Origin of the sequence: Arthrobacter sp. NPDC058192 (genome assembly GCF_042883665.1) — a bacterium.
Taxonomy (GTDB): domain Bacteria; phylum Actinomycetota; class Actinomycetes; order Actinomycetales; family Micrococcaceae; genus Arthrobacter.
This window is the reverse complement of record NZ_JBHVVJ010000018.1, coordinates 1-26,273: the sequence shown is the minus strand read 5'-3', so window position 1 is coordinate 26,273 and position 26,273 is coordinate 1. Positions and strand designations below refer to the sequence as shown.

Here is a 26,273-nt window from a genome sequence, read left to right as displayed (position 1 = left end):
GGTCCCCAGCTCCGGGGAACCTGCGTGTGCACGCGGGCGTGAAGGGCTGCCGGCGCCCTGTGGGTCAGGCCCCTGTGTGTCCTGCTGCTGCCCGCTCGACCGTGTCAGCCGGGATACCTGCTTCCAGGGCGGCCTTGACCTGCGTGTCGCGGGCGGTCTTTGCCTGGTCCAGGGCCCACTCCGCGGCCTCGACTTCCCCGGCCCGGGTCACGACGGCAACCAGCAGCTGCTCATGCAGCACGGAGGAGCCGGCCCCTGCCGCGGCGTCGTGTCCCGCCGTCCCGTCCGGCGCCCCGACGGCGTCCGGCTCAACCTGGGCGATGGACAAAGGGAGGGTACTCGTGTCGGTGAACGGGTCCATGGAGGGCCTGCCTAGGTGTCGAAGCGATCGTCCACAAACACGCGGAAAACAGGTCTCTGGGGCGAGTGATCAGAAGGGTTCTGCTGCATCAGAGACTACACGGGCAGGAACTAAACATCGCAAAGCTCGTGGGCACTCCACTCCGCGGCGGGCCCTTTCCCTGCACCCGGCACCAACCGCTTTGTGTCCCTGCCGGGGACACGGAGGCGGGGTGCGTTCCCGATGTTGCGGATTCCGGCTTCAGGTTCCTCCCAGAGAGCCGGGCTAAGGTCCCGACGGCGGGATTGTCCCGCCGCTTTCTGAGGAGAACAAACGTGGGACCGATAAAAAGCCTGTGGGCGATGGTGCAGGGCGACCCGGTTTTCATGCGGAAGGTCAACGGCTGGCTCGCAGTCTTCTGGATCCTGATGATTCCCCTCTCGCTGATAATGGGCTGGCTGGACTCCGTCGTGTACGTCTCGGCGCTGTCCCTGTGGGCCCTCGTTTCGGGCCACTGGTCGGCATGGCAGGCGGCCCGGGTTGAAGTTGCCCAGGTGGAGGACGCGAAGAAGCGCGACAAGGAAGACCTCGTCGCCGAAGTCGTCGCGGCTCTTCTCGCCCGGACCAACGTGGAACCGGCAGCCGGGCGCTCCTATGACCCGGCAGTTTCCTCTGAACCGGCCCGTACAGCAGACCGATTTACCAGCAGCCACTGAGCCGTCGCGCCCGTCCACGCGGGGCAATTGTCATGCCGGCAGGCGGGTCACCCGCGCTCCGCTACCTTCGGACCCCGAACACCAGGCGGGGCACCCTCCGAACCCCGCCGCGGTTCGCAGAATGGTCTCAGCCGGATGGCGGCAGAATCGGAAAGCACTATGAACGCACGGGCTTCATGCCCATCCTGCGCAGGGCCGCTACCGCGAACACGACGGCGAGCGGCAGGGCGACGATGACGGCGCTCAGCCACGCCCCCGTGCCCTGCCAGCCGTGGACGACGGCGTTGAGGGCTTGGACGCCGGTCGCGGGCGTTGGCAAGAACAATTAACGGGAATCCTGGCGATGTTCCAGTCCAGCAAGCTCCGGGTGTGACCTGTCCACAGCCGGGGGCAATTGGGCTTGTCCGCCGGTGGTCTTGGCTCGGGGGCCGGCGCTGTCAACCTGGGCCTCGCCGGGGCCAATCGCGGCACTGGTCACCTGCCTGTCCAATGCGGGCAACAGTTGCCCTGCAACCGCTTCCGGTAAGGGATCACCACGGTGAACATGTCCTCTTTTCGTGGGCGGGACGAGACAGAACATCTGGATGTCCTCCTGGACTTGCCGACAAATGGGCAGGTCCCTCCGGGAAAGTGGGGAAGAGCGTGCATGTCCTCCTGGACGGCTCACGAGTGGACATTCCGCAGATGAAGGGCCGTAAGAATGAGCATGTCCAGTGGGATCAAGCAGGTCATGGGCATGTCCGTTTGGGAGGGGCGCCCGGGGGCACGTCCGTCGGGGAGAGGTGCGAAGGAGCATGTGCGCAGGAAGGGGGGGGCCGCAAACGGCGGCTGCTAATGAACCATGTAAGCCGGACGGTGCGATCCGGCGATGCATCCGGTGAGACGATCCTCTTTAATATTTGAGGACCGTCGGTCCGTGGCCTCGAGTTATCCACACAGGGCAGAATTATGGCCGGCGCAGCGCCTTGCCCGCTCAGAATCCTCGTATGGGAATCAGATACTACGCGTACGCATTCGACAGCGATCAGACCGGGAAGGCACTTGCTGACCCACTCACCGTGATCGGCTCCGACCCGTTCGCGGACGCGTGCGGCCTCGAACCTGGCTTCACGCAGGGCGTCACAGACTTCCGGCAATCCCTGCCGGAGCGCGACCTCCTCTACCTCGACAAGGCATGGCCGTACCTGCAGCGCCTCACCGCCCCGCGATCTTCAGGCACTGCAGCCAGAGCGGCCTACCGGATGTTCGAAGGGCAGGTGACATACGCCGACGATGGTTTTACCTGGTGCCCATGGGTGCGCGCACTCTACCTCACGAGGTCGCACTGATAGCCCGGGACCTTGAGACTATCAGCGACCACGACATCGAAGCCGCCCTGAGCGGGTCCTACTCGGCTGGTCAGTTGCCGGAATCCGAGTTGGCCTACGCCACCGCGTTCCTTTATAGAGCCAGAGGCTTCGTCCACGCGGTGGCCTCGGACGGGCGCGGATTCGCCTACTTGATCGGTTGACAGCGGTTCAGCAGCAACGGGCCCACGTTGGATGTGATCATGACGGTGTTCGGTGCGCCGGGGCAAACACTAAGACGTTATTCGGCAACGGAAGGAGGACGAATTTAGCTTCAATGTATAGCTCTTGTTCGATACGCTTGTCCGTGGACCGGAGCAACCTGATGTCCGGGATGCCTTTGCGCAGCATCAGGGCACGGTCCAAGCCCATTCCAAGGGCCAGCCCAGTGCATTTGGCGGGGTCCAGACCGGCTTGTCGGAACAGGTGCGGGGCCATGAGACCGCACTCGGCGAGTTCGAGCCATTCCCCGTCCATCAGAACATCGACCTGTAAGCCCTGCTCTGTGTAGGGGTGGACGGCCGGGACTGCGTGCCACTGGGCACCGGGAAGCACAGCTTGCACGAGGGCCGCGATCATGTCCTGAAGGTCACCGGCGGTGAGGTGAACCCGCGAGCTGACTCGCCACAGGTCCACTTGGTGCGGCGTTCCGACATGGGTACGGTCGATGGAATCGCGCCGGTAAACAACACCCGGGATAGTCCAGAGCTCGTCAATGGATCCGGCAGGGTCCAAGGCTCGAAGTAGCGACGGGATGGAGGCCGAGGCGTGGCTACGCAGCATGACCGTTGGGCTGATGTAGCGGGAGTATCCTTGGTCCCGTGTCACATCCGATGCACTGAAGCCGAGGTGGTCGTAGTTGTCGACCACGCTGACTAAGGGGCTGTGGCGGATGAGCCGGTCGGCAATATTCCACCGGCTGCTGAGCGTGTCGGTGACGGCTTGCAGGAGCGTCTGCATTGCATGGGGCCCGCTGCTGGGATCTGAGAGATCCCGGATGGTCAGAGCGTCATGGAGTTCGGTGGGAGTAAGGTAGTTCGGCATGGTGGTCCTTGGATTGGATGTGAGGAGGGGTGAAGTTCTCCCCCGACTCAGATCCGGCGCCAGGACCTAGGCGCGCGCCATCAAGCCCTCGCGACCGGAAACCGGTCGGGGGCAAGTAAATCGGCGCGTAGGCAACATGAGGCCGAGTATACCCCTGCAATTTCGACGAGAATCCTCACGGAACGGGCTGACCAGAGGGAATGACCATGCAAAGCGGAGTGGTTCGGTGCCCGGTAAAGGACCCCCTATCGGCCAGCCGCCCACGGCACGGGCGGAAAGCTTTTGCGCATCGGTAGGCTAAGCCCATGGCATCGGGGAACGCGGCACAGCCGCATGCGGCTCAGTCGCACAGGGTGTTCCTGGATGCGTATGCGTTCATCAAAGGCTGGCTGATCGCCACGTCGCTTTGGGTGGGCGTGCTACTGCTCCTGGTGGCGGCAGGCTACGGCGTGCCCGCCGCGCGCGACGGGACCGACGCCGGCCACGTGTGGGGCCTGTTGGGCATGGTGATTTTCTATGGTTTGGGGGTTTCCCTGGTGTTCGCGGCGCCACTGGCTTGGGTGTTGGCCTATCTTCTGCGCCCGGTCCGGAATCAATGGATCCACATCGGAGCTTTTTTCGTGGTTCCCACCCTCGTGTTCTGGCTGCTGGGAAGCGTCTTGGGCTTCGGCTGGCAGCCCTGGCTACTGATCCCATGGGCTACTGTTGGCGCAGCGGCGGCCATTGGCCGTTGGGCAATCCGCAAGGACGTCGTTGTCTCGAATTCTGCAGCTCGCCCGTCCTGACCGCCCGATGCACCCGAACGTCCGTAGGGGATCCGTCACCGGACGCTGCGGCCTTAGGTGAAGGAGTCAACAAGGTCGGGGGCAGTCCCAACCTGCCCGTTTTCGCTGCAGGCAATCCCTGTTCGTCCCGTCCCTGCCGTGCACAAAAGCTATGCGACGTCACAAATGCTGGGCACCTATCACCCGAATTTCTTCCATTGTCCTTCGGAAACCACCTCGACGGAGCCGCCGGCGACCTTGATAGCTGTCTGTTCGTCGATGGCGTAGGCAGGGACGCCTATGTCGGCGGCCCACCGCTCTGCGTGGGCCAGGGTGTTGCTCGGGAAAGCGTCCAGGTGCGGAAAGATCGAAAAATCCACAACCCCCAGGGTCCGATCATCCGGAGCGGACGGCCACTCGACGAAGTATTCCCCGATCCGGGGCGTCATCACCATGCTTCCGGCACTCACTCCCACCCACACCGTGTCGGGAAGTGACGGCAGCAGTTCGGCCAGCCCGGACTCCCGCATCCAATGGGACAGATACGTCGCGTCGCCGCCGTCGACCAAGAGCACGTCGGCCTCCCGAAGCCAAGGGACCCACCGATCCGCGCCGATGGTAGGCAGCGCGGTGAGCTCGAGAACGCCGAGCGACGCCCAGCCCAGGCCGGACAAATGACGGAAGTCGTGCTCGGCGGTCAGGAGGCCCCGCACCGATGCCGGTCCGCACATCGGGTGACCCCATTGCGCTGTCGGGACGACCAGGGCGCGGCACTCGGCGACCGGCTTGTCGAGAAGCTGCACGAGCGCCGAGTGGATGCTCGGGTTCGTCACGCCGCCTGAGGTAAGCAAGAGCTTCAAACGTGCCTCCAAATTCGCGTGGATGGTGGATGCGCGCCGTGCCGCGGGAACGGGCCGGAACTCGCCGACAGATCCGGTAAGCACGCCAGCCTGGTGCTCGGCCCTTCAATAGGTACACACCCAGTAAAAGTTTGTCCACAGTTCGGCATGGACGCAGACCTCCCGTTGGTCTGTCCGTCCATGAGATAGATACCGCCCGGCACTGGCCGACCCCGCTGACTGTCCCGGTTAGGGATCCCTGAACGGGACACTTTCAGGCACGTCTCCGGAAGCAGCGGTCTTGGATCAAAGCCCACTTCGTGCCTCAAGGTCTTGGCCAACTCCGACGGACGACCGAACAATCAGGGGCAGAGGATGATTCTTAGGTTAGGTTTCTTTCATCCGGGCGGGTGCCCGCGAATGGAGGGGGACCATTGCAGACGTCGAACGGGGACCCGGTGAGGGGACAGCCAGTTGGGGGATCCGGTCGTTATGCGTCGGTGCGGCCCGCCATAACGCACCGGTCGGCATCGGCCCGACCGGTGGCCGCAGGCGTGTGGATATGCGCCGCCGGCACGCTGGCGTGGTTGTTAGTTGCTGGAGATCTTAATGCCGCGATACGCGCTGCGCCCTGGCTGGTTCTGCTGTCCTGGTTTGTCTACGCGTCTCAGTGGCGGCCGTGCCTGCGCATCGACGGCTCTGGGTTTGAGGTGATCAATGGTTTGCGCGACCACCAGATACCGTTTGGGGCCGTGAAGGACATCGAGGTTCGGTTCACCACAGCCATCTGGGCGGCCGGCAAAAAGTACGTGAGCTGGGGCGCTCCGACCCCGCCGTCCGCATTCGGCTCCGGATTTCAGAATGAAGTAAGCCTTAAGAGCGGTCCTTTCACCGTGCTTCCGAGCAACGAACGCATCAGCCGGCCGGAGACGAGGACCGGACGTGAGGCCATCGTCGCCGCGTGGCAGGACGCCCGCGCGGCCGGGTTCACCTCCACATGTGAGGTTGTTGTCTCCACATGGAACGTGCCCGTGGCCGTCGTCGGACTGCTGGCGATTCTCTCTGTGATCGCCGCAGCTTTGGTCTAGATGCTGGCCTACGTGCAACGGTCGAGTCCGTTTCTGCCGGTAAGCCCTGCAAATACTGGGTCATTGAGGATGCGCGCCAGGGTGGTCTGCCCGAGCGTGCTCATCCCTGGGTTCGTCTCGCGGTAATACCACACCAGGCCCATTGCCTGCTGGAATGCCCACGCGGCTCCACGCCACCACTCCAAGTCACCGCAAGCCAGCTCACCGCGGAGGACTGACCTCCTTTCGTCATCGAGCATGTGCCATGCGGCGACAAGATCGAGTGATGGGTCAGCCGGAGCGAAACCTCCGCCATCCAGCACGCCGACCAATCGGTCATCCTCGACGAGGAGATTGCCGGGAATCAAATCACCGTGCGTCATCACGTCGGGGTCGGCATTCGGCAAGCTCCGGAATTCCGCCCAGAGTGCGCGGAGCCGATCGATCGGAAGCAGTCCATCACTTTCTCGGAAACAGACCTCCATCCACGCCTCGGAATCATGAAGGTCTCCGCCACGCCCCGAGCCGGCGAAGTGGCGTCCCTTCGTGTCGGCAGCGCGAAGCGAACGTACGAGGTTCACGAGGTCATGGGCAAACATTTCGGAGTGCGCTAGGTGGTGGGGTGTCGCGACAGCGCCGTGTATCCAGGTCTGAACAGTCCACGGCAAGGGATAGCCGTAACCCGGATCGCCCATGGCCACAGGCGCCGGTGCCGCGACCGGAGAATGTGCCGCCAACTCACACATTGCCGCGGCTTCGCGGGCGAGCTCCGCCCTCATATCGGCTGGATCGGCGGAGCGCAGTGGGAATCGAGCCGTAAGGTCGTCACCGATGCGAAAGATGGCGTTCACTGTGCCGTCTGTCGTGACGCGGCGGACGCACTCGAGGCGCCATTCCGGAAACTGATCGATGATCAGCCGACGCGCGACTTGCTCGTCAATGTGCAACTCATCGTCGTGCATAGCCATGCTGGCTACGCTAGCTGCTTGGCGCGACCTCCCTGCTGGAGGACGCAAGCTCCGGGCGAATTTCGCTCGTGGGTAGGGTCTAGCTGTGAGCGATTACGATGCCAGGCTCGTTGACCTGTACGACCACGACAATCCGGATGGGCCGGACCACGACTTCTTCGATGTTGGGTGCGGGACTGGCATCCTGACAGTTACTTTCGCCGGGGAGGGACGGAGTGTTGTTGGCGTAGACCCGTCGGAGGCGATGCTTGCGTTCGCGCGACGGCGGCAGGGATCGGACGCCGTGGACTGGATGCTGGGCGACAGCCGCGCCATCCCTCCCAGGTATTTCGATGTCGCCGTGCTGACGGGCAATGTCGTCCAGCACATCCTTGATCCGGAGTGGCAACGCACGTTGCTGGATCTCCACGCTCATCTGCGAACAGGCGGAGTGTTGGCCTTCGACGCCAGGAACCCCGCAGCCCGTGCGTGGGAGAGCTGGGGGTCGCAGGAGCGTTCTCGCCGCGACACCCCCACATGGGCCGCTCGTCGAGTGGGCAGACGTGGCCGAGCCCGACGAAGGCGTCGTTACCGCCAGGTTCCACAACCAGTTTCTGCAAACCGGTGAAAGCGTGACCGAGACGGCCCGCTTCGCGTTCCGCCACGCTGACACCCTTGGACAGCAGCTCGCCGCAGCCGGCTTCGAGGTGGATGCCGTGTACGGAGACTGGGCGCGCACGTCATTCACCCCTGGCGCATCTTTCATGGTGTTCATTGCACACGCCAGCTGACGAATCGGCTTACGGCGGCAGAGGTGACAATTAGCGCCGCATCCGCCGCCCCGGCCGGGCGAAATCCGGCCGAGTAACACGGGATTAACTTAGGAGGCCCCGATTTCCGGATCGGGCTTTTCCTGTGCTGCGGCCCTTTTCTCCCCGGGTACCCGAGCCACAAATTTCCGTGCCCGCGTGTTCCCGCGAAACCCGGCCAATGTTGCAGCTCGATAACGAACTTTACTGTGAGTCAACTTTGGTGGCCCGCAAAGGCAGTTGAGGTTTACGCTCATGCCATGTGAGACGTCCCACACTGCCGCTGGGGGAGTGTGGACGTCTGGCCGGCGCTGTCGGCGCCGGGTCTCACCCACACCACAGAAACAAGGAGGCGGAATGCGCTTGGGTCGTATTTCCAAAGCAGTGGGCGTGGCGGCAGCGGCTGCCATCGCCCTCAGCGCCTGCGCGGGCAACAGCGGGGGGACAACCCCGTCCACTGCGGCCGCAGCAGGCAAGCAAGGCGGATCGGCAACCGTAGTAGAGGTCAACGCGTTCAACACGTTCAACCCGAACACGGCCGACGGCAACACTGACATCAATTCAAAGATCAGCTATGCCACCCACTCGGGCTTCTACTACATCGACAATAAGCTCAACGTTGTCCGCAACGAGAAGTTCGGCAAGATGGAAAAGGTCTCCGACAATCCGCTGACAGTCAAGTACACCATCAACGACGGCGTGAAGTGGTCAGACGGCACGCCCGTCACCGCGGCCGATCTTCTGCTGCAGTGGGCAGCCTTCTCCGGCTACTACAACGACGCGAACGCGGAAGCCAAGACGGGCACGTCCTACTTCTCCTACGCCGGTGACCCCACCGGTATTGGCCTCACCGACTTCCCGGAACTCGGTGACGACGGCCGAAGCATGACGCTGAAGTACTCCAAGCCCTTCGCCGACTGGGAAATCGCCCTCGGCGGCCCCGGCATCGACATCCCGGCCCACGTCCTCGCCAAGAAGGCAGGCCTGGCGGACACCAAGGCGTTCGTCGACCTCCTCAAGGGTATGCCCCGGGGCGACGCCAAGGCCCCCAAACCGGTGAACAAGCAGCTGAAGACCATGGCTGACATGTGGAACACCGGCTTTGACACCAAGACACTGCCGGCCGATCCGAGCCTCTACCTCTCTAACGGCCCCTTCGTCGTCAAGAGCATCAACCAGGACCAGTCCCTGACCATGGTCAAGAACCAGGACTACAACTGGGGTCCGACAGCCAACCTCGACGAAATCACCGTCCGCTACATCGGCGAGGCGCCCGCCCAGGTCCAGGCGCTCAAGAACGGCGAAGCCGACATCATCGCCCCGCAGGCGTCCTCCGACACCGTGGAGCAGCTCAAGGCCCTCGAAAGCCAGGGCGTGACGGTCGACGTCGGCAACCAGCTCGCGTACGACCACATCGACCTGAACTACTCGGGCCCGTTTGCCGACAAGAATGTGCGCGAGGCGTTCATGAAGGCCGTGCCGCGTACGGACATCGTCGACAAGATCGTCAAGAAGCTTGACCCGAAGGCTGCCCCGCTCGATTCCCAGCTCTTCGTTCCGGATCAGGCTCCCTACAGTGACTCCGCGAAGAACAACGGCTCCTCCGCCTACCAGGGCGTGGATATCGAGGGTGCCAAGAAGCTCCTCAACGGTGCCACCCCCTCAGTCCGCATCATGTACAACAAGGACAACCCCAACCGTGTCGACGCCTTCTCCCTGATCAGCGAGTCCGCCACCAAGGCCGGCTTCAAGATCATCGACGGCGGCCTCGGCAAGTCTGACTGGGGCAAGGCTCTCGGAGACGGCACCTACGACGCGACCATCTTCGGCTGGACCAACTCCGGTGTCGGCGTGTCCGGCGTCCCGCAGATCTTCAAGTCCGGCAACGACTCCAACTTCAACAAGTTCAGTGACCCGGCAGCCGACAAGCTCATGGACGAACTGATTGTCACCACCGACAAGAGCAAGCAGGATGATCTCATCCGCCAGATCGACAAGATGATCTGGGATTCGGCCTACGGCCTTCCGCTGTTCCAGTCGGTCGGCGTTGACGCGTACAGCGACCGCGTCACCGGTGTGAAGTACATGCCGAACCAGACCGGCGTTTGGTGGAACTTCTGGGAATGGGCGCAGAAGTAGCCCGCGACCGCTAGTAACACTGCTGGAAAGGCGTCGGGACCAAAGTTTCTTACGGTCCCGACGCCTTTCTGGCGATATCCTGACGATGCCGTGGTCTTGCCGCCACGCCGGCGGGAACCGGCCAGACTCCGCGACCGGTCCGGGCGATCCCTGGGCCCGAATTCCGAGGTTCTATTTCAATGGTGACCTACATCTTCCGGCGGCTTGTGACTGCCGCCTTCATCCTTCTCGGCGCATCGTACTTTGTGTATCTCCTGACATCGGCGTCCGGCGATCCACTGGAGGAATTCCGCGCCAACCCCACGCCTCAGAAGCAGGCGCTCATGGACGCGAGGACCGAGCTCCTGCAGCTGGACACTCCGGCCCCCCTGCGGTATTTCAAATGGTTCGGCGGCGCGGTGCAGTGCCTCGTTCCGTTCGGGAACTCCTGTGACCTCGGGAAAAACATCGCCGGCCAGCCCGTAACTGAAGCCCTCGGCAACGCGCTCATCCAGACCCTGACGCTGGTCACCGCGGCAACTGTGCTCGCCATCCTGATCGGCATCACTCTGGGCATTGTCACGGCCCTGCGGCAGTACAGCACCTTGGATTACGGGGTCACGTTCATGGCCTTCCTGTTCTTTTCCCTGCCGATCTTCTGGGTGGCCGTCCTTCTTAAGGAATTCGGCGCCATCGGATTCAACAACTTCCTGCGAAACCCCGAGGTGCCGCTGACAGTTGCGCTCGGCATCGGCGTCGTGGTCGGGGCGGTGACAGCCGTAGCGGCGGGCGGGCCCATGAAGCGTCGGCTGCTGGGCGGAGCCGTCGCATTCGCCTTCGTCACAGCGGTGCTCATCTACTTTTCCGCCACCGAATGGTTCAAGACCCCGGGCCTTGGCCCTGTGGTCATCGCAATCGCCGGTGTGGGCATCGCCTTCGCCGTCACCCTGCTTTCCGCCGGGCTGAAAAACCGCAAGGCCCTGCAGTCGGCCCTGATCGCCGTCGGCGTCGGCGTCGTGCTGTATTTCCTCCTGCAGCCGCTGCTCAACGAGGCCACATTCGTCATGATCGTGCTGCTGGCGGTCGCCTTCATCCTGATCGGCCTCGGTATCGGCTACCTGATGGGCGGCTACGACCGCGGGCAGTCCATGCGTGCCGCGGCGATCACCTCGTTCCTGGTCGGCTTCCTGATTCTGCTGGACCGGTACATGCAAGCCTGGCCCAGCTACTTCAACAACAGCCGGGTTCGCGGCCGGCCGATCGCCACCATCGGGGCCAGCACGCCGAACATTCAGGGCGACTTTTGGGTCCTCGGCCTGGACTCCTTCACGCACCTGATCCTGCCCACCCTGGCCCTGATCCTCATCTCACTGGCCAGCTACACTCGGTTCACCCGCTCCTCGATGCTGGAAATCATGAATATGGACTACATCCGCACGGCCCGGGCCAAGGGCCTGAGCGAGCGGACCGTCGTCATGCGCCACGCCTTCCGCAACGCCCTGATCCCGATCGCCACGATCGTCGCCTTCGACATCGGAGCACTGATCGGCGGTGCCGTCATTACCGAAACCGTCTTCTCGGTCCGCGGTATGGGCTTCCTGTTCCTGGACGGGATTGCGCACGTCGATCCCAACCCGGTCATGGGCGTCTTCATCTGCGTCGCCATTACGGCCATGGTCTTCAACCTCATCGCGGACCTGGCCTACTCCGCACTGGATCCGCGCGTAAGGGTAAAATCATGAGCCAGCCAAGTCAGCAGGAAGCAATCATGGCCGAAGATGCAGCCTCGCGGATGTCAGCCGCGGCCGGCATTGAGCCGGTCCTGGAGGCCAAGGGCCTTAGCCAGGGCCAGATCGTGCGGAAGCGGTTCCTCGGACACTCCGGTGCCATCATCGGCCTGGTGGTCTTCGCCCTCATCTTCATCGTGGCCTTCACCTCGGTGGGGTTCCTCGGCATTCCGGGCTGGTGGAAATACAACCACGAGCAAGTCTCCCCGCTGGTCAACGACGGCGCGCCAACGTCTTCGCTGTGGCCGCTGGTGTGGGGCGAACATCCTTTCGGCCAGGACCGGATCGGCCGCGACGTCTTCGCCATGACCATGCGCGGCGCCCAGCAGTCGATCACCATCATGGTCGTGATCGGCCTCATTGCCGGGCTGATCGGCGTCGTGGTCGGCGCCATCGCCGGCTACTTCCGCGGCTGGGCCGAGGCCATCCTGATGCGGCTGACCGACGTCATTATCATCATTCCGGCGCTGCTGCTGGCCGCCGTCATGGCCGCCCTCGCCAGCCGCCGGGACCAGGGGAGCTGGTTCGCCTCGTTCGCCAGCACCAACGGCGTCCTGGCCCTCGGAATCTTCCTGGGCCTGATCAGTTGGGTCGCCCTGGCCCGCCTGATGCGCGGTGAATTCCTGTCCCTGCGTGAGCGCGAGTTCGTCGATGCGGCCCGGATTTCCGGGGCGAGCAATGCGCGGATCATTTTCAAGCACATCCTGCCCAACGCCGTCGGCGTCCTGATTGTCAACGTCACGCTGACCATGTCCGCGGCGATCCTGACCGAAACGGCGCTGAGCTACCTCGGCGTCGGCGTCAAAGCCCCGGACACCTCCCTGGGGTTGCTCATCTCCCAGAACCAGCAGGCCTTCTCCACCAGGCCGTGGCTCTTCTGGTTCCCGGGCATGTTCATTGTGCTGATCTGCCTGAGCATCAACTTCATCGGCGACGGCCTGCGCGACGCCTTTGATCCGCGGCAAAAGAAGTTCAACGCCAAGAAGGCGAAGGAACACGGCGGTCCCGCGGTACAGGCCAGCGCTGTCACCGGCCTCGACGGGCCCGAGCACGAGGGCTTCCGGCCGGGGACTCCGGCTGACGGGCCGGCCGACGGAACACGGGGGAACTAGATGCCTGCCCCCTGCAGGTCCGTGCTAGCCGGCGGTCACGGCCAAGTAGCTCGCGGCCAGGAGCAGTACGACGGCGCCAATCGCCACCCAGCGGACGGTGACGGTTGCGGCGGTAGGCACGGCGTCCCCGGCAGCGAGCTGCCCGCCCTCCACCAGCTCGTGCCATCGGGACCGCACCAGCATGGCAGCCTGGCCGGAGTCCGTGCTCCTCAGATCGCCGGGACGCACCGACTTGCCGGGGCCGTAAGTGGTTGCCGGCAGGCCGTGGAGGTCTTCCGGGCGGGCGTGGCGGCCGCCCCAGATGCCGGGAGCAGGCGCGGCCCAGGACGTGTAGCTCTTCTCTGCGGTCACCAGCGTCAATGCAAAGCGGGTATCTACGTGCACCAGCGCGGCCCACGGAACCACGATGGAGCGGAACGGATTTTCCAGGGTGACGCCGGCGTCGTGGACCACCACGGACGGCATCCAGAACAATTGCCAGCCCAGAAAGGCAATCAGTGCCAGCGGGGCGATGCCACCCAGCGCCCCCGGACCCGCCATGACCACAGTGGCCACCGCGCCGAAGGCGGCCACCGCCCAGGCCAGCCACGCAAACCACTTGTTGGTCCGTGCTTTGAAGACTTCGGCATTTCCGGCGTGCGGCGCAGAGCTCATGCCCCCAATAATTCAGTATTCCGAGCCGCAGCACTAATCCCCGGTGCGCCGGCGGCCCGGGCGGAAGGATAGCCCATCATGACTGACTTCATTACCCTCGATCCGCCAGCGTCACCTGTGCCTGGCAAAGGCGAAACCGTCCTGGAGGTCCGGGACCTCAGCGTGGATTTCGGCGTGGACAAGAAATGGATCCCCGCCGCGATAGGCCTGAACTACGAGGTGCGGGCCGGTGAAGTGCTCGCCATCGTGGGGGAGTCCGGGTCCGGGAAGAGTGCCAGTTCAATGGCGCTCCTGGGCCTGCTGCCCAGTAACAGCCGTGTGACAGGAAGCGTCAAGCTCGCCGGCCGAGAGCTGCTGGGCACCAACGAGGCCAACATCCGTGCAGTGCGCGGCAAGGACGTCGCCGTGATCTTCCAGGAGCCGATGACGGCCCTGAACCCGGTCTACACCGTGGGGTCGCAGATCGTGGAAACTGTGCGCCTGCACAACGAGGTATCGCCGGATGAGGCCCGGATCCGCGCCTTGCAGATGCTGGAACTGGTCGAACTGCCCGATCCGGAAAAAGCCTTCCGGTCTTACCCGCACCAGCTCTCCGGCGGGCAGCGCCAGCGTGCAATGATCGCGCAGTCGCTCTCCTGCGACCCGAAGTTGCTGATTGCCGATGAGCCCACCACGGCCCTCGATGTGACAGTCCAGGCTGAAATCCTTGACCTCATGCGAAACCTGCGGAACAAACTTGATAGCGCCATCGTGCTCATCACGCACGACATGGGTGTGGTGGCCGACCTCGCCGACCGGATCGCCGTCATGCGCAAAGGCCTCATCGTGGAAACTGGGACAGCCGCGCAGATCTTCCACAATCCGCAGCACGAATACACGCAGGCGCTACTCGCCGCCGTCCCGCACCTGGGCCAGGGCGGCGCTGATGCGGCGGCGGACGTGGACGTCACGGCCGCTCTCGCCGCCGCCACACATGCCGAGATCCACTCCATCCCGGAAGACGAGTTGCTCCGGCGGGAGCGCGAGAACGCCGCTGCCCTGGCTGCAGCCGAGGCGGCGAAGCCGAAAGGCGAACCGGTGCTGGAGCTCAGCGATGTCGCCATCGAGTACCCCAAGCAGGGCCGGGTGCCGGCCTTCCGTGCCGTGGAAGGGGCCAACCTGGTCATCTATCCGGGACAGGTGGTCGGCCTGGTCGGCGAGTCGGGGTCGGGCAAGACCACCATAGGCCGGGCCGCCGTCGGCCTGCTGCCGGTGGCGGCAGGCACCATGCGGGTCGTCGGGCAGGACATCTCCGCCGCCAAGCGGAACGGCCGCCAGCTCCACGAAATGCGCAAGCATGTCGGCGTGGTCTTCCAGGATCCGTCCTCGTCGCTAAATCCGAGGCTGCCCATCGGCGAAAGTATCGGGGAGCCGATGTACCTTGCCCGGGTCGCGAAGGGCGCGGAACTGCAGCAGCGCATCGAGACGCTGCTGGACCAGGTCGAGCTCCCGCGGGACTACCGCAACCGCTACCCCCACGAGCTCTCCGGCGGCCAGAAGCAGCGTGTGGGCATCGCGCGGGCCCTCTCGCTCAAGCCTAAGCTGATGGTCGCCGACGAGCCCACCTCCGCCCTCGACGTCTCAGTCCAGGCCAAGGTGCTTGATCTCTTCCAGAACCTGCAGAAGGAGCTGGGGTTCGCCTGCCTGTTCGTCACCCACGACCTCGCCGTGGTGGACGTGCTCGCGGACCGGATCTGCGTCATGCAGCGCGGCCGGATCGTGGAACAGGGGACCCGGGACCAGATCCTCCGCAACCCCCAGGAGCCCTACACGCAACGGCTTCTGGCTGCGGTTCCGCTGCCGGATCCGGACCGGCAGCGCGAGCGCCGCGAACTGCGCGCGCAGCTGCTCTCCGGTGCCAGCTGAGGCCTGAAGCAGGCAGGTTTTCTGGGCATTTTGGGTTAATCCGCCGTAACCAGGAGGCGGGCGGGGTGCGAATACTACCAGTCAGTAACGCATGACCTGAAATGCTGTGCGCTTGACTTTATCGGTCATGAAGTTGTCGGGTTACGGTTTGGCAACAGAGTTCCAACATTTGGACTCTTTGGGGCTAGGCTACTTCGAATGTAGGCCACGTCACAGGGGATAGCCCTGTGCCTGCTTACGGGGAAGCACAAGTTTTTCCCTCATGAACTCCCACAACTCATAGGAGGCGGAATGCGTTTTGCGCGCACTTCCAAAGCACTGGGCGTGGTGGCTATCGCCGCCCTCGCCCTGACCGGATGCGGGGCCAGCGGCTCCGCCACCGGTAGCGGCAGCACCGGCGGAGACACCAGCAAGGTGATCCTCGCCGACGGCTCCGAGCCCCAGCGTCCCCTCATGCCGGCCGACACCAACGAGGTTGGTGGCGGCAAGGTCATCGACATGATCTTCGCGGGTCTGGTCAGCTACGACCCCAGCGGCAAGCCGGTCAACGAACTCGCCGAGTCGATCGAGGGCAAGGACGGCCAGCACTTCACCATCAAGGTCAAGAAGGACCAGAAGTTCACGAACGGCGAGGCCATCACGGCCAAGACCTTCGTCGATTCCTGGAACTTCGGCGCCGCAGCCAAGAACGCCCAGCTCAGCGGCGGTTTCTTCGAAAGCATCAAGGGCTACGACGAAGCCAGCGCAGAAGGCTCCAAGGTCGAGACCATGTCCGGGCTGAAGGTCGTTGACGACCAGACGTTCACCGTTGAACTGAAGCAGCCGGAATCTGACTGGCCGCTTCGCCTGGGCTACACCGCGTTTGTTCCGGTTCCCTCCGGCGCCCTGAAGGACCCGAAGGGCTACGGCGAGAAGCCGGTCGGCAACGGCCCGTACAAGCTTGCGGACGGCGGCTGGCAGCACAATGTGCAGATCCAGCTCGTTCCGAACCCGGACTACAACGGCCCGCGCAAGGCCAAGAACGCCGGCGTGACCTTCAAGATCTACCAGAACGATGACTCTGCCTACCAGGACCTGATGTCCAACAACCTGGACATCCTGCAGACCATCCCGACCAGCGCTCTGAAGAACTTCAAGTCCGACCTCGGCGACCGCACCATCAACAAGCCGTACGCCGGCAACCAGACCATCGCCATCCCGGAATACCTGCCGGAATGGAGCGGCGAGGCGGGCAAGCTCCGTCGCCAGGCGATCTCCATGGCCATCAACCGCGACGAGATCACTAAGGTGATCTTCAACGGCGCACGCCAGCCCGCCAAGGACTTCACGGCTCCCGTGCTTGACGGCTACACGGACTCGATCCCCGGCGCGGAGAACCTGACGTTCAACGCCGACAAGGCCAAGGCAGCTTGGGCCAAGGCCGACGCGATCAAGAAGTGGGACTCCAACGAGACCTTCACCATTGCTTACAACGCCGACAAGGGCGGACACAAGGCCTGGGTCGAGGCAGTGGTCAACCAGCTCAAGAACACGCTCGGCATCAAGGTTGAAGGCAAGCCGTACGCCACCTTCAAGGAAGCCCGCAACGACGCCACGGCCAAGACGCTCACCGGCTCCATCCGTGCCGGCTGGCAGGCAGACTACCCGTCGCTGTACAACTTCCTCGGCCCGATCTACAAGACCGGTGCCGGCTCCAACGACGCTAACTACGCCAACCCGACGTTCGACAAGGCCGTCTCCGACGGCCTGAACGCCTCGTCGGTCAGCGACGGCAACAAGGCCATGAACAAGGCCCAGGAGATCCTTCTCCAGGACCTGCCGGCCATCCCCCTGTGGTACCAGGTTGCCCAGGGCGGCTGGAGCGACAAGGTCAGCAACGTCGACTACGGCTGGGACGGCGTCCCGCTGTACTACAACGTAACCGGTAAGTAACAACAAAACGACGGCGGGGGCCGCCCTTACTGGGGCCTCCGCCGTCGTTGTGCTTCCCCCACTTCTACAAATGCCCGGCTCTTCGGGCGAACTTTTCGCAGCCCTGCCGCCGTGAGTGAACCGGCGCCGGCCTGCATCCATAGTGAAAAGGTTCTTTGATGAACAACTCCGCCGCATCCCTGGACAGGATGCCTGCCAACGAGGGTGTGACTTGCTGATGTCGACATACATCCTCAAGCGTTTCCTGCAATTGATTCCCGTCTTCCTGGGCGCAACACTGCTGGTCTATTTCCTGGTCTTCAGCCTGCCCGGTGACCCCATCGCGGCCCTCTTCGGCGACAAGCCGGTGAACGAGGCCGTGGCAGCCAAGCTGCGTATGCAGTACCACCTGGACCAGCCGTTCTGGATGCAATACCTGCTTTACCTCAAGAGCATCTTCACGTTTGACCTCGGCCAGGACTTCTCCGGACGCCCCATCGCCGCAGTGCTTGGCGAGGTCTTCCCCGTCACGGCGCGGCTCGCCATCATGGCCCTGATCTTCGAGGCTTTTTTCGGCATCATTTTCGGCCTCATCGCCGGCCTGCGGAAGGGCAAGCTCTTTGACGCCACGGTCCTGGTCGCCTCCCTGGTGGTGATCGGCATCCCGATCTTCGTTTTGGGCTTCCTGCTGCAGTTCACCATCGGCGTTCAGCTCGGCTGGGCTAAACCGACCGTCAGCTCCGCGGCGACCGTCCAGGACCTCATCCTGCCGGCGATTGTGCTGGGATTGGGATCGTTCGCCTATGTCTTGCGCCTGACCCGCACCAGTGTCATCGAAAACATGAACGCCGACTACGTGCGCACCGCCACCGCCAAGGGACTCTCCCGGTTCCAGGTGGTCCGTGTCCACATCCTGCGCAACTCCCTGATTCCCGTCATCACGTTCCTCGGCGCCGACCTCGGTGCCTTGATGGGTGGGGCAATCGTCACGGAAGGAATCTTCAACGTTCCGGGCGTAGGCAACCGGCTCTACCGGGCCGTCCTGTCCGGGGAAGGGCCCACGGTGGTCTCGATCGTCACCGTCCTGGTGCTGATCTACTGCCTGTCCAACCTGCTCGTTGACCTGCTTTACGGCTGGCTTGACCCGAGGATCCGTTATGACTCCTGATAACACCACCACCGCACGGCACGCCTCTTCCCTCCGCCCGGCCCGCCGGACGGAGCACTTCGTGGCCGATGTCTCCGAGACCCCGCTCCAGGTAACGGACCGGGTCAAGGACGAAGCCGCGCCGCTGAGCCTTTGGGGCGAGGCCTGGAAGAACCTGCGCAAGCAGCCGCTCTTCCTCATCTCCGCCTTCCTGATCCTCGTGGTCGTCGCGGTCTCCCTCTTCCCGGGACTGTTCTCGCCGATCGACCCGACCGCGGAGGCCTGCCAGCTGGCAAACTCCGACGCCGGCCCCGCAGCGGGCCACCCACTGGGCTTCACCCAGCTGGGCTGCGACGTCTACGCCCGCGTCATCTTCGGTACGCGGTCCTCGGTGACGGTGGGCCTGCTGACCACCATCGGCGTGCTGCTGATCGGTGGCATCATGGGTGCCGTGGCCGGTTATTACGGCGGCTGGATCGACTCCGTCCTGGCCCGCATCAATGACATTTTCTTCGCCCTTCCCCTGATTCTGGGCGCGATCGTGCTGATGCAGCTGCCGATGTTCCGGTCGAACAAGACCGTGTGGACGCTGGTGCTCATCCTGATCATCTTCGGCTGGCCGCAGATTGCCCGCATCACCCGCGGCGCCGTCGTTGAGGTCCGGAACGCCGACTTCGTCACGGCTGCCCGCTCGCTGGGCGTCTCTAAGTTCGGGGCCCTCATGCGCCACGTCCTGCCGAACTCGCTGGCTCCGATCATCGTCGTGGCCACCATCTCCCTGGGCACGTTCATCGTGGCCGAGTCCACGCTGTCCTTCCTGGGCATCGGGCTGCCGGCCAGCGTCATGTCCTGGGGCAATGACATCGATGCGGCGAAGGCCTCGCTCCGGTCCAACCCCATGCCGCTGATCTACCCGGCAATCGCGCTGTCCATCACCGTCCTGAGCTTCATCATGCTGGGCGATGCCCTGCGTGATGCCCTCGATCCCAAAGCCCGCAAGCGATGAAAGGGGACACCATGAGCGCCTCTGTTGACTTCCAGGAAGCTGGGCACGCCACTGAGCGCCCGCTGCTTGAAATCAAGGACCTGGCCATCGGGTTCACCACCAGCAACGGCGAGGTCAACGCCGTCCGCAACGCCCACCTCACCATCATGCCGGGCGAAACCGTCGCGATTGTGGGCGAGTCGGGCTCCGGCAAGTCCACCACGGCGCTGGCCGCTATCGGCCTGCTCCCGGGCAACGGCCGCGTCTCGGCAGGGCAGATCCTGTTCGACGGCGAGGACATCTCCAACGCCGGCGAAAAGCGGATGATCGAACTGCGCGGCAACAGCATCGGCATGGTCCCGCAGGACCCGATGTCCAACCTGAACCCGGTGTGGAAAATCGGCGACCAGGTCCGCGAGACGCTGAAGGCCAACGGACTGCCGAGCGGTCCCGACGACGTCGCGAAGGTCCTGTCCCAGGCCGGACTGCCGGACGCCGCCAGCCGGGCCAAGCAGTACCCGCACGAGTTCTCCGGCGGCATGCGCCAGCGCGCGCTGATCGCGATCGGGCTCTCGTGCCAGCCGCGGCTGCTCATCGCGGACGAGCCCACCTCGGCGCTCGACGTCACCGTGCAGCGCCAGATCCTTGATCACCTGGACAAGATGACCACGGAACTGGGCACCGCGGTGCTGCTGATCACCCACGACCTCGGCCTCGCCGCCGAGCGCGCCGACCAGGTGGTGGTCATGTACCGCGGCCAGGTCGTCGAATCCGGGCCGTCGCTGGAACTGCTGCAGAACCCGCAGCACCCGTACACCCAGCGGCTGGTGGCCTCGGCGCCGTCGCTGGCGTCCCGCCGGATCCAGGCCGCCAAGGAACTGGGCGTCGAGACTGAGGACATGCTCGCCCCGAGCGAGACCGGCGTCGTTGAGCCAGCCAAGTCCGACGACGTCCTGCAGATCCAGAACCTCAAGAAGGTCTTCAAGCTGCGCTCGGGCCTGGGCAAGTCCACGGACTTCACCGCCGTCGACGACGTCTCCTTCAGCGTCAAACGGGGAACCACGACGGCGATCGTGGGGGAGTCGGGGTCCGGCAAGTCCACGGTGGCGCAGATGGTCCTGAACCTCCTGGCGCCAACATCCGGCAAGATCGTCTTCGACGGCGTCGACACCTCGACGCTGAACAGCAAGGAGATCTTCGCCTTCCGCCGCCGGGTGCAGCCGATCTTCCAGGACCCGTACGGTTCCCTGGACCCGATGTACAACATCTTCAGGACGATTGAGGAACCGCTGCGGACCCACAAGATCGGGGACAAGGCCAGCCGCGAGAAGAAGGTGCGGGAACTGCTGGACCAGGTGGCACTGCCGCAGTCCACCATGCAGCGGTACCCGAACGAGCTCTCCGGCGGCCAGCGCCAGCGCGTCGCGATCGCCCGTGCCCTTGCCCTGGACCCCGAGGTGATCATCTGCGACGAGGCAGTCTCGGCCCTGGACGTGCTGGTGCAGGCGCAGGTGCTGAACCTGCTCGCCGACCTGCAGTCCCGCCTCGGCCTGACGTATCTGTTCATCACCCACGACCTCGCGGTGGTCCGGCAGATCGCCGACCACGTGTGCGTCATGCAGAAGGGCAGGCTCGTGGAGACCGGTTCCACGGACGACGTCTTCGATGCCCCCCAGCAGGACTACACCAAGGCTCTGCTCAACGCCATCCCAGGAGCAGGCCTCATGCTGCCACCGGAAGTGGCCTGAGCCGCCGGGATTAGCAGCAACCGCCACATGGCAGCAAAGGAGCCGGTGCACCGCCCCAAACGGGCGGACACCGGCTCCTTTTTGCATTGGGTTCCCTGTGTTCGGTTCCGTGTCGGTCCCCGGCTCCGGGGTTCCCTGGGTGCTAGCGGGACGGGTGCGAGGCTGTGCCGTTGGCCCGATAAGTAAGTTCCAACCACTCCAGCCGCTGGCCGAAGATGACGCCGAGTGCAGCGTGCCCTTGCTTGTTCAGGTGCACGCCGTCCGCCATGGAACCGGTGAGGTCATATCGGGTGAGCCAGTCTCCGGCGCTGACGAACGTCAGCCCGTGCCGGTTGGCGATCCGGCCCAAAAGTGCGTCCACCTCGGTGCGCCGGCCGCCGCCGTACTGGGCGCCGCGCGCGAGCGTGCCGACCATGAGCAGCCGGGCGGCGGGATACCGCTGCTGGATGCTGGCGATCAGCCGGTCGGCGTTGGCCACGATCTGTGCGTCGGAGGCGCCGCGTCCGGCGTCGTTCCCGCCGCCTTCGATCACCACCAGCGGAGGGGTGCCGTACGGGAGTTTCCAGTCACCGCGCTGGAGCGCGTCGATGAAATTGCCCGTTGTGCCGTTCGACGCCACGAATCCCGTGCCGCCCCGTCCGCAGAAGAAGACCTTGTAGCCAGCCGCGGCCAGGCCCTGTCTGGGCCACCCGTAGGACGGCTCCGACTGGGAGTCGCCAATCAGCACGGCGGTATTGCTCGTGCCGTTAAGGATCACCTCGTCGCGGCCGTTGGCAGGATTGCGGTAGACGGAACCGGCCGGCAGGCCGGCGGGGTCGACGTCGGGACCAATCCGCGTCTTCGCTGGGGACCCTGCTGCGACCGCCCCGCCCGCGCCGACAGCCGGGACGCTGCCAAGTTGGTTGGCGGTCAAAGGCGCGCCTGAGGAATCCGCGTCCGGCGCAGAGGAGGAAGGGTACTGCCCGCAGCCGCCAAGAGTAACGCCTACGGCGACCATCGTTGCGACAAAGCGGAACAGGGCCGAGGCGGTTCGCATGAATGTCTCCGGGCTTGCTTGCTGCTATCAGAGCAATGATGGGGCATGGGCGCCGGAAAAACCAGTGACTTTACTCACAGGTAATAATTCCTTTCGCTGTGTCCCCTTGCCGCCGGCCGCCAGGGGAAGGCCGGTGCACCGGGCCGGCGGTCAGGCATTTTAGGCCAATAAATGGCCTAGCCCTTAGACTTGTATCAGGCGCCCTGTGTCGAATGGGTGCATCCGTCGTGCGTTCCGGTTGGAAATGTCGCGATACCACAGCTGACTTCACCACTGAATCGAGCAATAACGCATGTCTGAAACCACCACCAACACTGCGGTAGCGACTGCATCGCGCAGTGACCTGCGCAACGTCGCGATCGTGGCCCACGTTGACCACGGCAAGACCACTCTGGTCGACGCCATGCTCAAGCAGACCAACTCCTTTGCCGAGCACAACCACCTCGAAGACCGCGTCATGGACTCCGGTGACCTGGAACGCGAAAAGGGCATCACCATCCTGGCCAAGAACACCACGGTGGCCTACAACGGACCGTCCTCTAAGGGCGAGACCATCACCATCAACGTGATCGACACCCCCGGACACGCCGACTTCGGCGGTGAGGTGGAGCGCGGTCTGTCGATGGTGGACGGCGTGGTCCTCCTCGTCGACGCGTCTGAAGGCCCGCTGCCGCAGACCCGCTTCGTGCTGCGTAAGGCCCTTGCCGCGCACCTGCCGGTGATCCTCCTGGTCAACAAGACCGACCGCCCCGACGCGCGGATCGAAGAAGTTGTCCACGAGTCCATGGACCTGCTGCTGGGACTGGCATCCGACCTCGCGGACGAAGTTCCGGATCTGGACCTGGACAAGATCCTCAACGTTCCGGTCGTGTACGCCGCCGCCAAGGTTGGCCGCGCATCCCTGGAGCAGCCCGCCGACGGCACCGCCCCGGAGAACGAGGACCTCGAGCCGCTCTTCAACGCCATCATCGAGCACATCCCCGCTCCGACCTACAACCCGGAAGGTGTCCTGCAGGCGCACGTCACCAACCTGGACGCCTCCCCGTTCCTCGGCCGCCTCGCGCTGCTGCGCATCTACAACGGCACCCTGCGCAAGGGCCAGACCGTGGCCTGGGCCCGCGCTAACGGCGAGCTCAAGAGCGTGAAGATCACCGAGCTGCTGGCCACCAAGGCGCTGGACCGCGTTCCGGCCGAATCCGCCGGCCCCGGCGAGATCGTCGCCGTCGCCGGCATCGAGGAAATCACCATCGGCGAGACCCTGACCGACGTCGAGAACCCGCAGCCGCTGCCGCTGATCACCGTTGACGACCCGGCCATCTCCATGACCATCGGTATCAACACCTCCCCGCTGGCCGGCAAGGTCAAGGGCGCCAAGGTCACCGCCCGCCAGGTCAAGGACCGCCTGGACAAGGAACTGATCGGTAACGTCTCCATCAAGGTGCTCCCCACCGAGCGTCCTGACGCCTGGGAAGTCCAGGGCCGTGGCGAGCTCGCGCTGGCCATCCTGGTCGAGCAGATGCGTCGCGAAGGCTTCGAGCTGACCGTGGGCAAGCCGCAGGTTGTCACCAAGACGGTCGACGGCAAGGTTCACGAGCCGATGGAGCACATGACCATCGACGTGCCGGAAGAGTACCTCGGCGCCGTCACCCAGCTCATGGCCGCCCGTAAGGGCCGCATGACCAACATGGCCAACCACGGCACCGGCTGGTGCCGCATGGAGTTCATCGTTCCCGCCCGTGGCCTGATCGGGTTCCGCACCAAGTTCCTCACGGACACCCGCGGCGCCGGCATCGCAGCCTCGATCTCCGAAGGCTACGAGCCGTGGGCCGGCCCGATCGAATACCGCACCAACGGTTCGATGATCGCGGACCGCGCCGGTGTGGTGACCCCGTTTGCGATGATCAACCTGCAGGAGCGCGGCTCCTTCTTCGTCAAGCCCACCTCCGAGGTTTACGAAGGCATGATCGTGGGCGAGAACTCCCGCGCCGACGACATGGACGTGAACATCACGAAGGAAAAGAAGCTCACCAACATGCGTGCAGCCTCCTCGGACACCTTTGAAAACCTGACGCCGCCGCGCGATCTGACTCTCGAAGAGTCCCTCGAATTCGCCCGCGAGGACGAATGCGTCGAGGTCACCCCGGACGCCATCCGCATCCGTAAGGTCATCCTGGACACCAACGAGCGGGCCAAGGCCAACCGCGCCCGCGCCAAGGTCTGATCCCGGCCTCCGGGTATTCGGCTGAAACGTGACTAGGAGAGCTGCCGGTATGGCAGGCGGCATTGCCGCCGCCGTGCCGGCAGCTCTTTTTGTTGCCCTGGCCGGCACGGCGCTGCACCGCCACGGTGTGCTGCTCGGCGGCGTGCAGATTCCCTGGGGGGCGGCGGCGGCCCTGCTCCTGCTGGGTTCGGCCGAGCTGTGGCTGGCCGCTGCCTTCCGCTCCGTCATCCCGACGGCGGCGTGCGGCGCTCTCTGCTATGTGCTGGCCGGCTGGTGGTCCACACTGGAGGCGGGCAAGCGCCTGGTCATCGGTGACGCCGCGGGAAACATCTGGGTCTTCGGCATTGCCGGCGTCACCGTCGCCATGCTCGTCTGGTGCCGCCGGTACCGGTTCCCCGCAGGCTAGGGCCGCTCCGTTCCGCCGCAGCAGCGTCCCGGCCGCATCCCCGGGGGGACATGTCCCTTTTTGAGTCCCTCGAGTGGGCAAAATGGCAGCATGTCCGGCGCAGTGCCCGCGCGCGGGACATGTCCATTCCTCACCACCGGACATGTCCCTGCCGTGCTCCGATGCCGGGACTTGCCCGTCTGCGTTCGTGCCGGTGACCCGGCCGGCCGACAGCCGCGTGCCTGTTTTCCACATAGCGCGGGATCTGACTACCAGGCCGTGGTGTACGACCCCAGCATGAGTGCATGGCCAACATCATCGACGTGCTCTCCAAATACGACGGCGTCACCCGCGCCAAGTACATTGCCGCTGCGGGCGTCTCCCACAACCAACTCAAGTACGCGATGGCCGCGGGAACCGTGTCCCGGGTGGCCCGCGGCGTTTACGCCTTGCCCGGCGCCGACGCGCAGCTGATTTCCATTCGCTCGCTGCCAGCAGAACCGGGCTGCATCACTGCGGCCCATTTCGGCGGCCTGTGGGTGCTTCACGCCCCGGCGCAACCGCACGTGGCCCTGACGCACAGCAGGAGTTACCAGGGCTTTGTCTGTCACAGGTCATCCACGCCGCCGACTCTCTTGGACACCGTTGTCCAATGCCTGCGCTGCTTGCCCGAACCGGACGGGCTGATCGTTGCCGAGTCCGCCGTCGTGCTTAAGGGTCTGCCACTGAACGCATTGCGCCGACGGCTCGATGGCCGGAACGATGCACGGGAACGCCGAATCGTGTCGGAAATTGTCCCGCAGTCGCAGTCGCTTATCGAGTGCCTGGCCCGGTTTCTTCTCGTGCGCGCCGGCTTTCATGTCGAGTCGCAGGTCAACGTTCCGGGCCTCGGACACCTGGACCTGATGGTCGATGGCCGCGTGGGTATAGAGACGGACGGTGCCGAGTTCCACATGGACAGGACCAGCTTCGAGGAAGACCGGCGCCGTTGGAACGTCACCACGCGCCGGGGGATACCGACACTGGTCGTGACCTATCCGCTGCTACGGGACCACCCTGAGGAATTCATCGCCATGGTCCGCGAAACGCTGAACAGGCTCTCCGCCGCTGCATAAACGGACGTATTAACCTCCAGGCGCCCCTCGCCCTGTACCGCTCAGCGCCCTCGATAGCTCCACCACCACTGGACATGTCCCGCGCTGCGTTGATCTACCACTGGACATGTTCCGCGCTGCGTTGATCCACCATTGGACATGTTCCGCGCTGCATTCATCCACCACTGGACATGTCCCCCTTGGGGGACTGTCTGAATAACGGTGTGTGAAGGTCCGGCCTGATCCGAAAGGAGACGGCCGTGTCAGAGTCCACGACCGAGATAACAGGGGCGATGAT

Annotated in this window: 24 protein-coding genes; 17 read left to right on the top strand and 7 right to left on the bottom strand. The window is 64.4% G+C overall.

What is annotated here, in order from left to right; genetic code table 11:
- Positions 1-64: 64 nt before the first annotated feature.
- Positions 65-361 (bottom strand): hypothetical protein, encoded by a 297-nt coding sequence (locus ACFVVK_RS17150; RefSeq protein ID WP_390269539.1) that lies wholly within the window; start codon positions 359-361, stop codon positions 65-67.
- 314 nt (positions 362-675) lie between these two features.
- Here ACFVVK_RS17150 and ACFVVK_RS17145 point away from each other — a divergent pair, with 314 nt between their 5' ends.
- On the top strand, positions 676-1,056 hold the full coding sequence (locus ACFVVK_RS17145) for a hypothetical protein (RefSeq protein ID WP_390269536.1): 381 nt from the start codon (positions 676-678) through the stop codon (positions 1,054-1,056).
- 157 nt (positions 1,057-1,213) lie between these two features.
- On the opposite strand, the gene ACFVVK_RS17140 is transcribed toward ACFVVK_RS17145, so the two are convergent.
- Entirely contained in the window at positions 1,214-1,381 is a 168-nt protein-coding gene (locus tag ACFVVK_RS17140) for a hypothetical protein (RefSeq protein ID WP_390269533.1), read from the bottom strand.
- Positions 1,382-2,042: 661 nt separating this feature from the next.
- Between ACFVVK_RS17140 and ACFVVK_RS17135 the strand changes: the two genes are divergently transcribed.
- A complete protein-coding gene (locus tag ACFVVK_RS17135; RefSeq protein WP_390269531.1) occupies positions 2,043-2,384 on the top strand; it encodes a hypothetical protein in 342 nt (113 codons plus the stop codon).
- Positions 2,385-2,603: 219 nt separating this feature from the next.
- Here ACFVVK_RS17135 and ACFVVK_RS17130 read toward each other — a convergent pair whose 3' ends face one another.
- Positions 2,604-3,446 (bottom strand): hypothetical protein, encoded by an 843-nt coding sequence (locus ACFVVK_RS17130; protein ID WP_390269528.1) that lies wholly within the window; start codon positions 3,444-3,446, stop codon positions 2,604-2,606.
- Between the two features lie 305 nt (positions 3,447-3,751).
- Between ACFVVK_RS17130 and ACFVVK_RS17125 the strand changes: the two genes are divergently transcribed.
- Positions 3,752-4,231 carry a hypothetical protein gene (locus ACFVVK_RS17125; RefSeq protein ID WP_390269526.1) on the top strand — a complete coding sequence of 160 codons (480 nt, stop codon included), beginning with the start codon at positions 3,752-3,754 and terminating at the stop codon, positions 4,229-4,231.
- 179 nt (positions 4,232-4,410) lie between these two features.
- On the opposite strand, the gene ACFVVK_RS17120 is transcribed toward ACFVVK_RS17125, so the two are convergent.
- The gene (locus ACFVVK_RS17120; protein WP_390269523.1) at positions 4,411-5,070 is read right to left on the bottom strand and encodes a Type 1 glutamine amidotransferase-like domain-containing protein; all 660 of its coding nucleotides are present in this window, start codon (positions 5,068-5,070) and stop codon (positions 4,411-4,413) included.
- Positions 5,071-5,591: 521 nt separating this feature from the next.
- Here ACFVVK_RS17120 and ACFVVK_RS17115 point away from each other — a divergent pair.
- On the top strand, positions 5,592-6,137 hold the full coding sequence (locus ACFVVK_RS17115; RefSeq protein WP_390269520.1) for a hypothetical protein: 546 nt from the start codon (positions 5,592-5,594) through the stop codon (positions 6,135-6,137).
- Between the two features lie 8 nt (positions 6,138-6,145).
- Here the strand turns inward: ACFVVK_RS17115 and ACFVVK_RS17110 are convergent, their stop codons facing one another.
- A complete protein-coding gene (locus tag ACFVVK_RS17110) occupies positions 6,146-7,084 on the bottom strand; it encodes an aminoglycoside phosphotransferase family protein (protein ID WP_390269518.1) in 939 nt (312 codons plus the stop codon).
- Between the two features lie 85 nt (positions 7,085-7,169).
- Here ACFVVK_RS17110 and ACFVVK_RS17105 point away from each other — a divergent pair, with 85 nt between their 5' ends.
- The 5 genes from ACFVVK_RS17105 to ACFVVK_RS17085 all read left to right on the top strand — a co-directional run bounded on the left by ACFVVK_RS17105 (position 7,170) and on the right by ACFVVK_RS17085 (position 12,889).
- Positions 7,170-7,691, top strand: a complete 522-nt coding sequence (locus ACFVVK_RS17105; RefSeq protein WP_390269515.1) for a class I SAM-dependent methyltransferase — start codon at positions 7,170-7,172, stop codon at positions 7,689-7,691.
- On the top strand, positions 7,627-7,854 hold the full coding sequence (locus ACFVVK_RS17100) for a hypothetical protein (protein WP_390269804.1): 228 nt from the start codon (positions 7,627-7,629) through the stop codon (positions 7,852-7,854). Before ACFVVK_RS17105 ends, ACFVVK_RS17100 begins: the two co-directional genes overlap by 65 nt.
- Positions 7,855-8,229: 375 nt before the next feature.
- A complete protein-coding gene (locus ACFVVK_RS17095; RefSeq protein WP_390269512.1) occupies positions 8,230-10,011 on the top strand; it encodes an ABC transporter family substrate-binding protein in 1,782 nt (593 codons plus the stop codon).
- A gap of 179 nt (positions 10,012-10,190) precedes the next feature.
- Positions 10,191-11,732: an ABC transporter permease gene (locus ACFVVK_RS17090; RefSeq protein ID WP_390269509.1), complete on the top strand. Its 1,542-nt coding sequence runs from the start codon at positions 10,191-10,193 to the stop codon at positions 11,730-11,732.
- A gap of 26 nt (positions 11,733-11,758) precedes the next feature.
- Positions 11,759-12,889, top strand: a complete 1,131-nt coding sequence (locus ACFVVK_RS17085) for an ABC transporter permease (RefSeq protein WP_390269787.1) — start codon at positions 11,759-11,761, stop codon at positions 12,887-12,889.
- Between the two features lie 24 nt (positions 12,890-12,913).
- On the opposite strand, the gene ACFVVK_RS17080 is transcribed toward ACFVVK_RS17085, so the two are convergent.
- Positions 12,914-13,543 (bottom strand): PH domain-containing protein, encoded by a 630-nt coding sequence (locus ACFVVK_RS17080; protein ID WP_390269506.1) that lies wholly within the window; start codon positions 13,541-13,543, stop codon positions 12,914-12,916.
- A gap of 78 nt (positions 13,544-13,621) precedes the next feature.
- On the opposite strand from ACFVVK_RS17080, the gene ACFVVK_RS17075 reads away from it, so the two are divergent.
- The 5 genes from ACFVVK_RS17075 (at position 13,622) to ACFVVK_RS17055 (ending at position 21,239) form a co-directional block, all read left to right on the top strand.
- The gene (locus tag ACFVVK_RS17075) at positions 13,622-15,448 is read left to right on the top strand and encodes an ABC transporter ATP-binding protein (protein WP_390269503.1); all 1,827 of its coding nucleotides are present in this window, start codon (positions 13,622-13,624) and stop codon (positions 15,446-15,448) included.
- Positions 15,449-15,739: 291 nt separating this feature from the next.
- Positions 15,740-17,380, top strand: coding sequence for an ABC transporter substrate-binding protein (locus ACFVVK_RS17070; RefSeq protein WP_390269500.1), 1,641 nt, complete (start codon positions 15,740-15,742; stop codon positions 17,378-17,380).
- 217 nt (positions 17,381-17,597) lie between these two features.
- Complete coding sequence (locus tag ACFVVK_RS17065; RefSeq protein WP_390269497.1) at positions 17,598-18,527, top strand: ABC transporter permease; 930 nt, start codon at positions 17,598-17,600, stop codon at positions 18,525-18,527.
- On the top strand, positions 18,517-19,512 hold the full coding sequence (locus ACFVVK_RS17060) for an ABC transporter permease (protein ID WP_390269494.1): 996 nt from the start codon (positions 18,517-18,519) through the stop codon (positions 19,510-19,512). Before ACFVVK_RS17065 ends, ACFVVK_RS17060 begins: the two co-directional genes overlap by 11 nt.
- Before the next feature lie 11 nt (positions 19,513-19,523).
- Complete coding sequence (locus ACFVVK_RS17055; RefSeq protein ID WP_390269491.1) at positions 19,524-21,239, top strand: ABC transporter ATP-binding protein; 1,716 nt, start codon at positions 19,524-19,526, stop codon at positions 21,237-21,239.
- A gap of 142 nt (positions 21,240-21,381) precedes the next feature.
- Here the strand turns inward: ACFVVK_RS17055 and ACFVVK_RS17050 are convergent, their stop codons facing one another.
- Complete coding sequence (locus ACFVVK_RS17050; RefSeq protein ID WP_390269488.1) at positions 21,382-22,275, bottom strand: SGNH/GDSL hydrolase family protein; 894 nt, start codon at positions 22,273-22,275, stop codon at positions 21,382-21,384.
- A gap of 292 nt (positions 22,276-22,567) precedes the next feature.
- On the opposite strand from ACFVVK_RS17050, the gene typA reads away from it, so the two are divergent.
- The 3 genes from typA to ACFVVK_RS17035 all read left to right on the top strand — a co-directional run bounded on the left by typA (position 22,568) and on the right by ACFVVK_RS17035 (position 25,996).
- Complete coding sequence (gene typA / locus ACFVVK_RS17045; RefSeq protein ID WP_390269485.1) at positions 22,568-24,496, top strand: translational GTPase TypA; 1,929 nt, start codon at positions 22,568-22,570, stop codon at positions 24,494-24,496.
- Between the two features lie 49 nt (positions 24,497-24,545).
- Positions 24,546-24,902, top strand: a complete 357-nt coding sequence (locus ACFVVK_RS17040) for a hypothetical protein (RefSeq protein WP_390269483.1) — start codon at positions 24,546-24,548, stop codon at positions 24,900-24,902.
- 284 nt (positions 24,903-25,186) lie between these two features.
- Positions 25,187-25,996 (top strand): type IV toxin-antitoxin system AbiEi family antitoxin domain-containing protein, encoded by an 810-nt coding sequence (locus ACFVVK_RS17035; RefSeq protein WP_390269480.1) that lies wholly within the window; start codon positions 25,187-25,189, stop codon positions 25,994-25,996.
- Positions 25,997-26,273 lie beyond the last annotated feature (277 nt).

Bases quoted from the DNA above. Each gene is read 5' to 3' on its own strand.
- ACFVVK_RS17075 (WP_390269503.1), top strand. From the start codon at position 13,622: ATGACTGACTTCATTACCCTCGATCCGCCAGCGTCACCTGTGCCTGGC.
- ACFVVK_RS17095 (WP_390269512.1), top strand. From the start codon at position 8,230: ATGCGCTTGGGTCGTATTTCCAAAGCAGTGGGCGTGGCGGCAGCGGCT.
- ACFVVK_RS17035 (WP_390269480.1), top strand. From the start codon at position 25,187: ATGGCCAACATCATCGACGTGCTCTCCAAATACGACGGCGTCACCCGC.
- ACFVVK_RS17110 (WP_390269518.1), bottom strand. From the start codon at position 7,084: ATGGCTATGCACGACGATGAGTTGCACATTGACGAGCAAGTCGCGCGT.
- ACFVVK_RS17070 (WP_390269500.1), top strand. From the start codon at position 15,740: ATGCGTTTTGCGCGCACTTCCAAAGCACTGGGCGTGGTGGCTATCGCC.
- ACFVVK_RS17150 (WP_390269539.1), bottom strand. From the start codon at position 361: ATGGACCCGTTCACCGACACGAGTACCCTCCCTTTGTCCATCGCCCAG.
- ACFVVK_RS17080 (WP_390269506.1), bottom strand. From the start codon at position 13,543: ATGAGCTCTGCGCCGCACGCCGGAAATGCCGAAGTCTTCAAAGCACGG.
- ACFVVK_RS17055 (WP_390269491.1), top strand. From the start codon at position 19,524: ATGAGCGCCTCTGTTGACTTCCAGGAAGCTGGGCACGCCACTGAGCGC.
- ACFVVK_RS17040 (WP_390269483.1), top strand. From the start codon at position 24,546: ATGGCAGGCGGCATTGCCGCCGCCGTGCCGGCAGCTCTTTTTGTTGCC.
- ACFVVK_RS17135 (WP_390269531.1), top strand. From the start codon at position 2,043: ATGGGAATCAGATACTACGCGTACGCATTCGACAGCGATCAGACCGGG.
- ACFVVK_RS17060 (WP_390269494.1), top strand. From the start codon at position 18,517: ATGACTCCTGATAACACCACCACCGCACGGCACGCCTCTTCCCTCCGC.
- ACFVVK_RS17085 (WP_390269787.1), top strand. From the start codon at position 11,759: ATGGCCGAAGATGCAGCCTCGCGGATGTCAGCCGCGGCCGGCATTGAG.
- typA (WP_390269485.1), top strand. From the start codon at position 22,568: ATGTCTGAAACCACCACCAACACTGCGGTAGCGACTGCATCGCGCAGT.
- ACFVVK_RS17050 (WP_390269488.1), bottom strand. From the start codon at position 22,275: ATGCGAACCGCCTCGGCCCTGTTCCGCTTTGTCGCAACGATGGTCGCC.
- ACFVVK_RS17090 (WP_390269509.1), top strand. From the start codon at position 10,191: ATGGTGACCTACATCTTCCGGCGGCTTGTGACTGCCGCCTTCATCCTT.
- ACFVVK_RS17065 (WP_390269497.1), top strand. From the start codon at position 17,598: ATGTCGACATACATCCTCAAGCGTTTCCTGCAATTGATTCCCGTCTTC.
- ACFVVK_RS17130 (WP_390269528.1), bottom strand. From the start codon at position 3,446: ATGCCGAACTACCTTACTCCCACCGAACTCCATGACGCTCTGACCATC.
- ACFVVK_RS17125 (WP_390269526.1), top strand. From the start codon at position 3,752: ATGGCATCGGGGAACGCGGCACAGCCGCATGCGGCTCAGTCGCACAGG.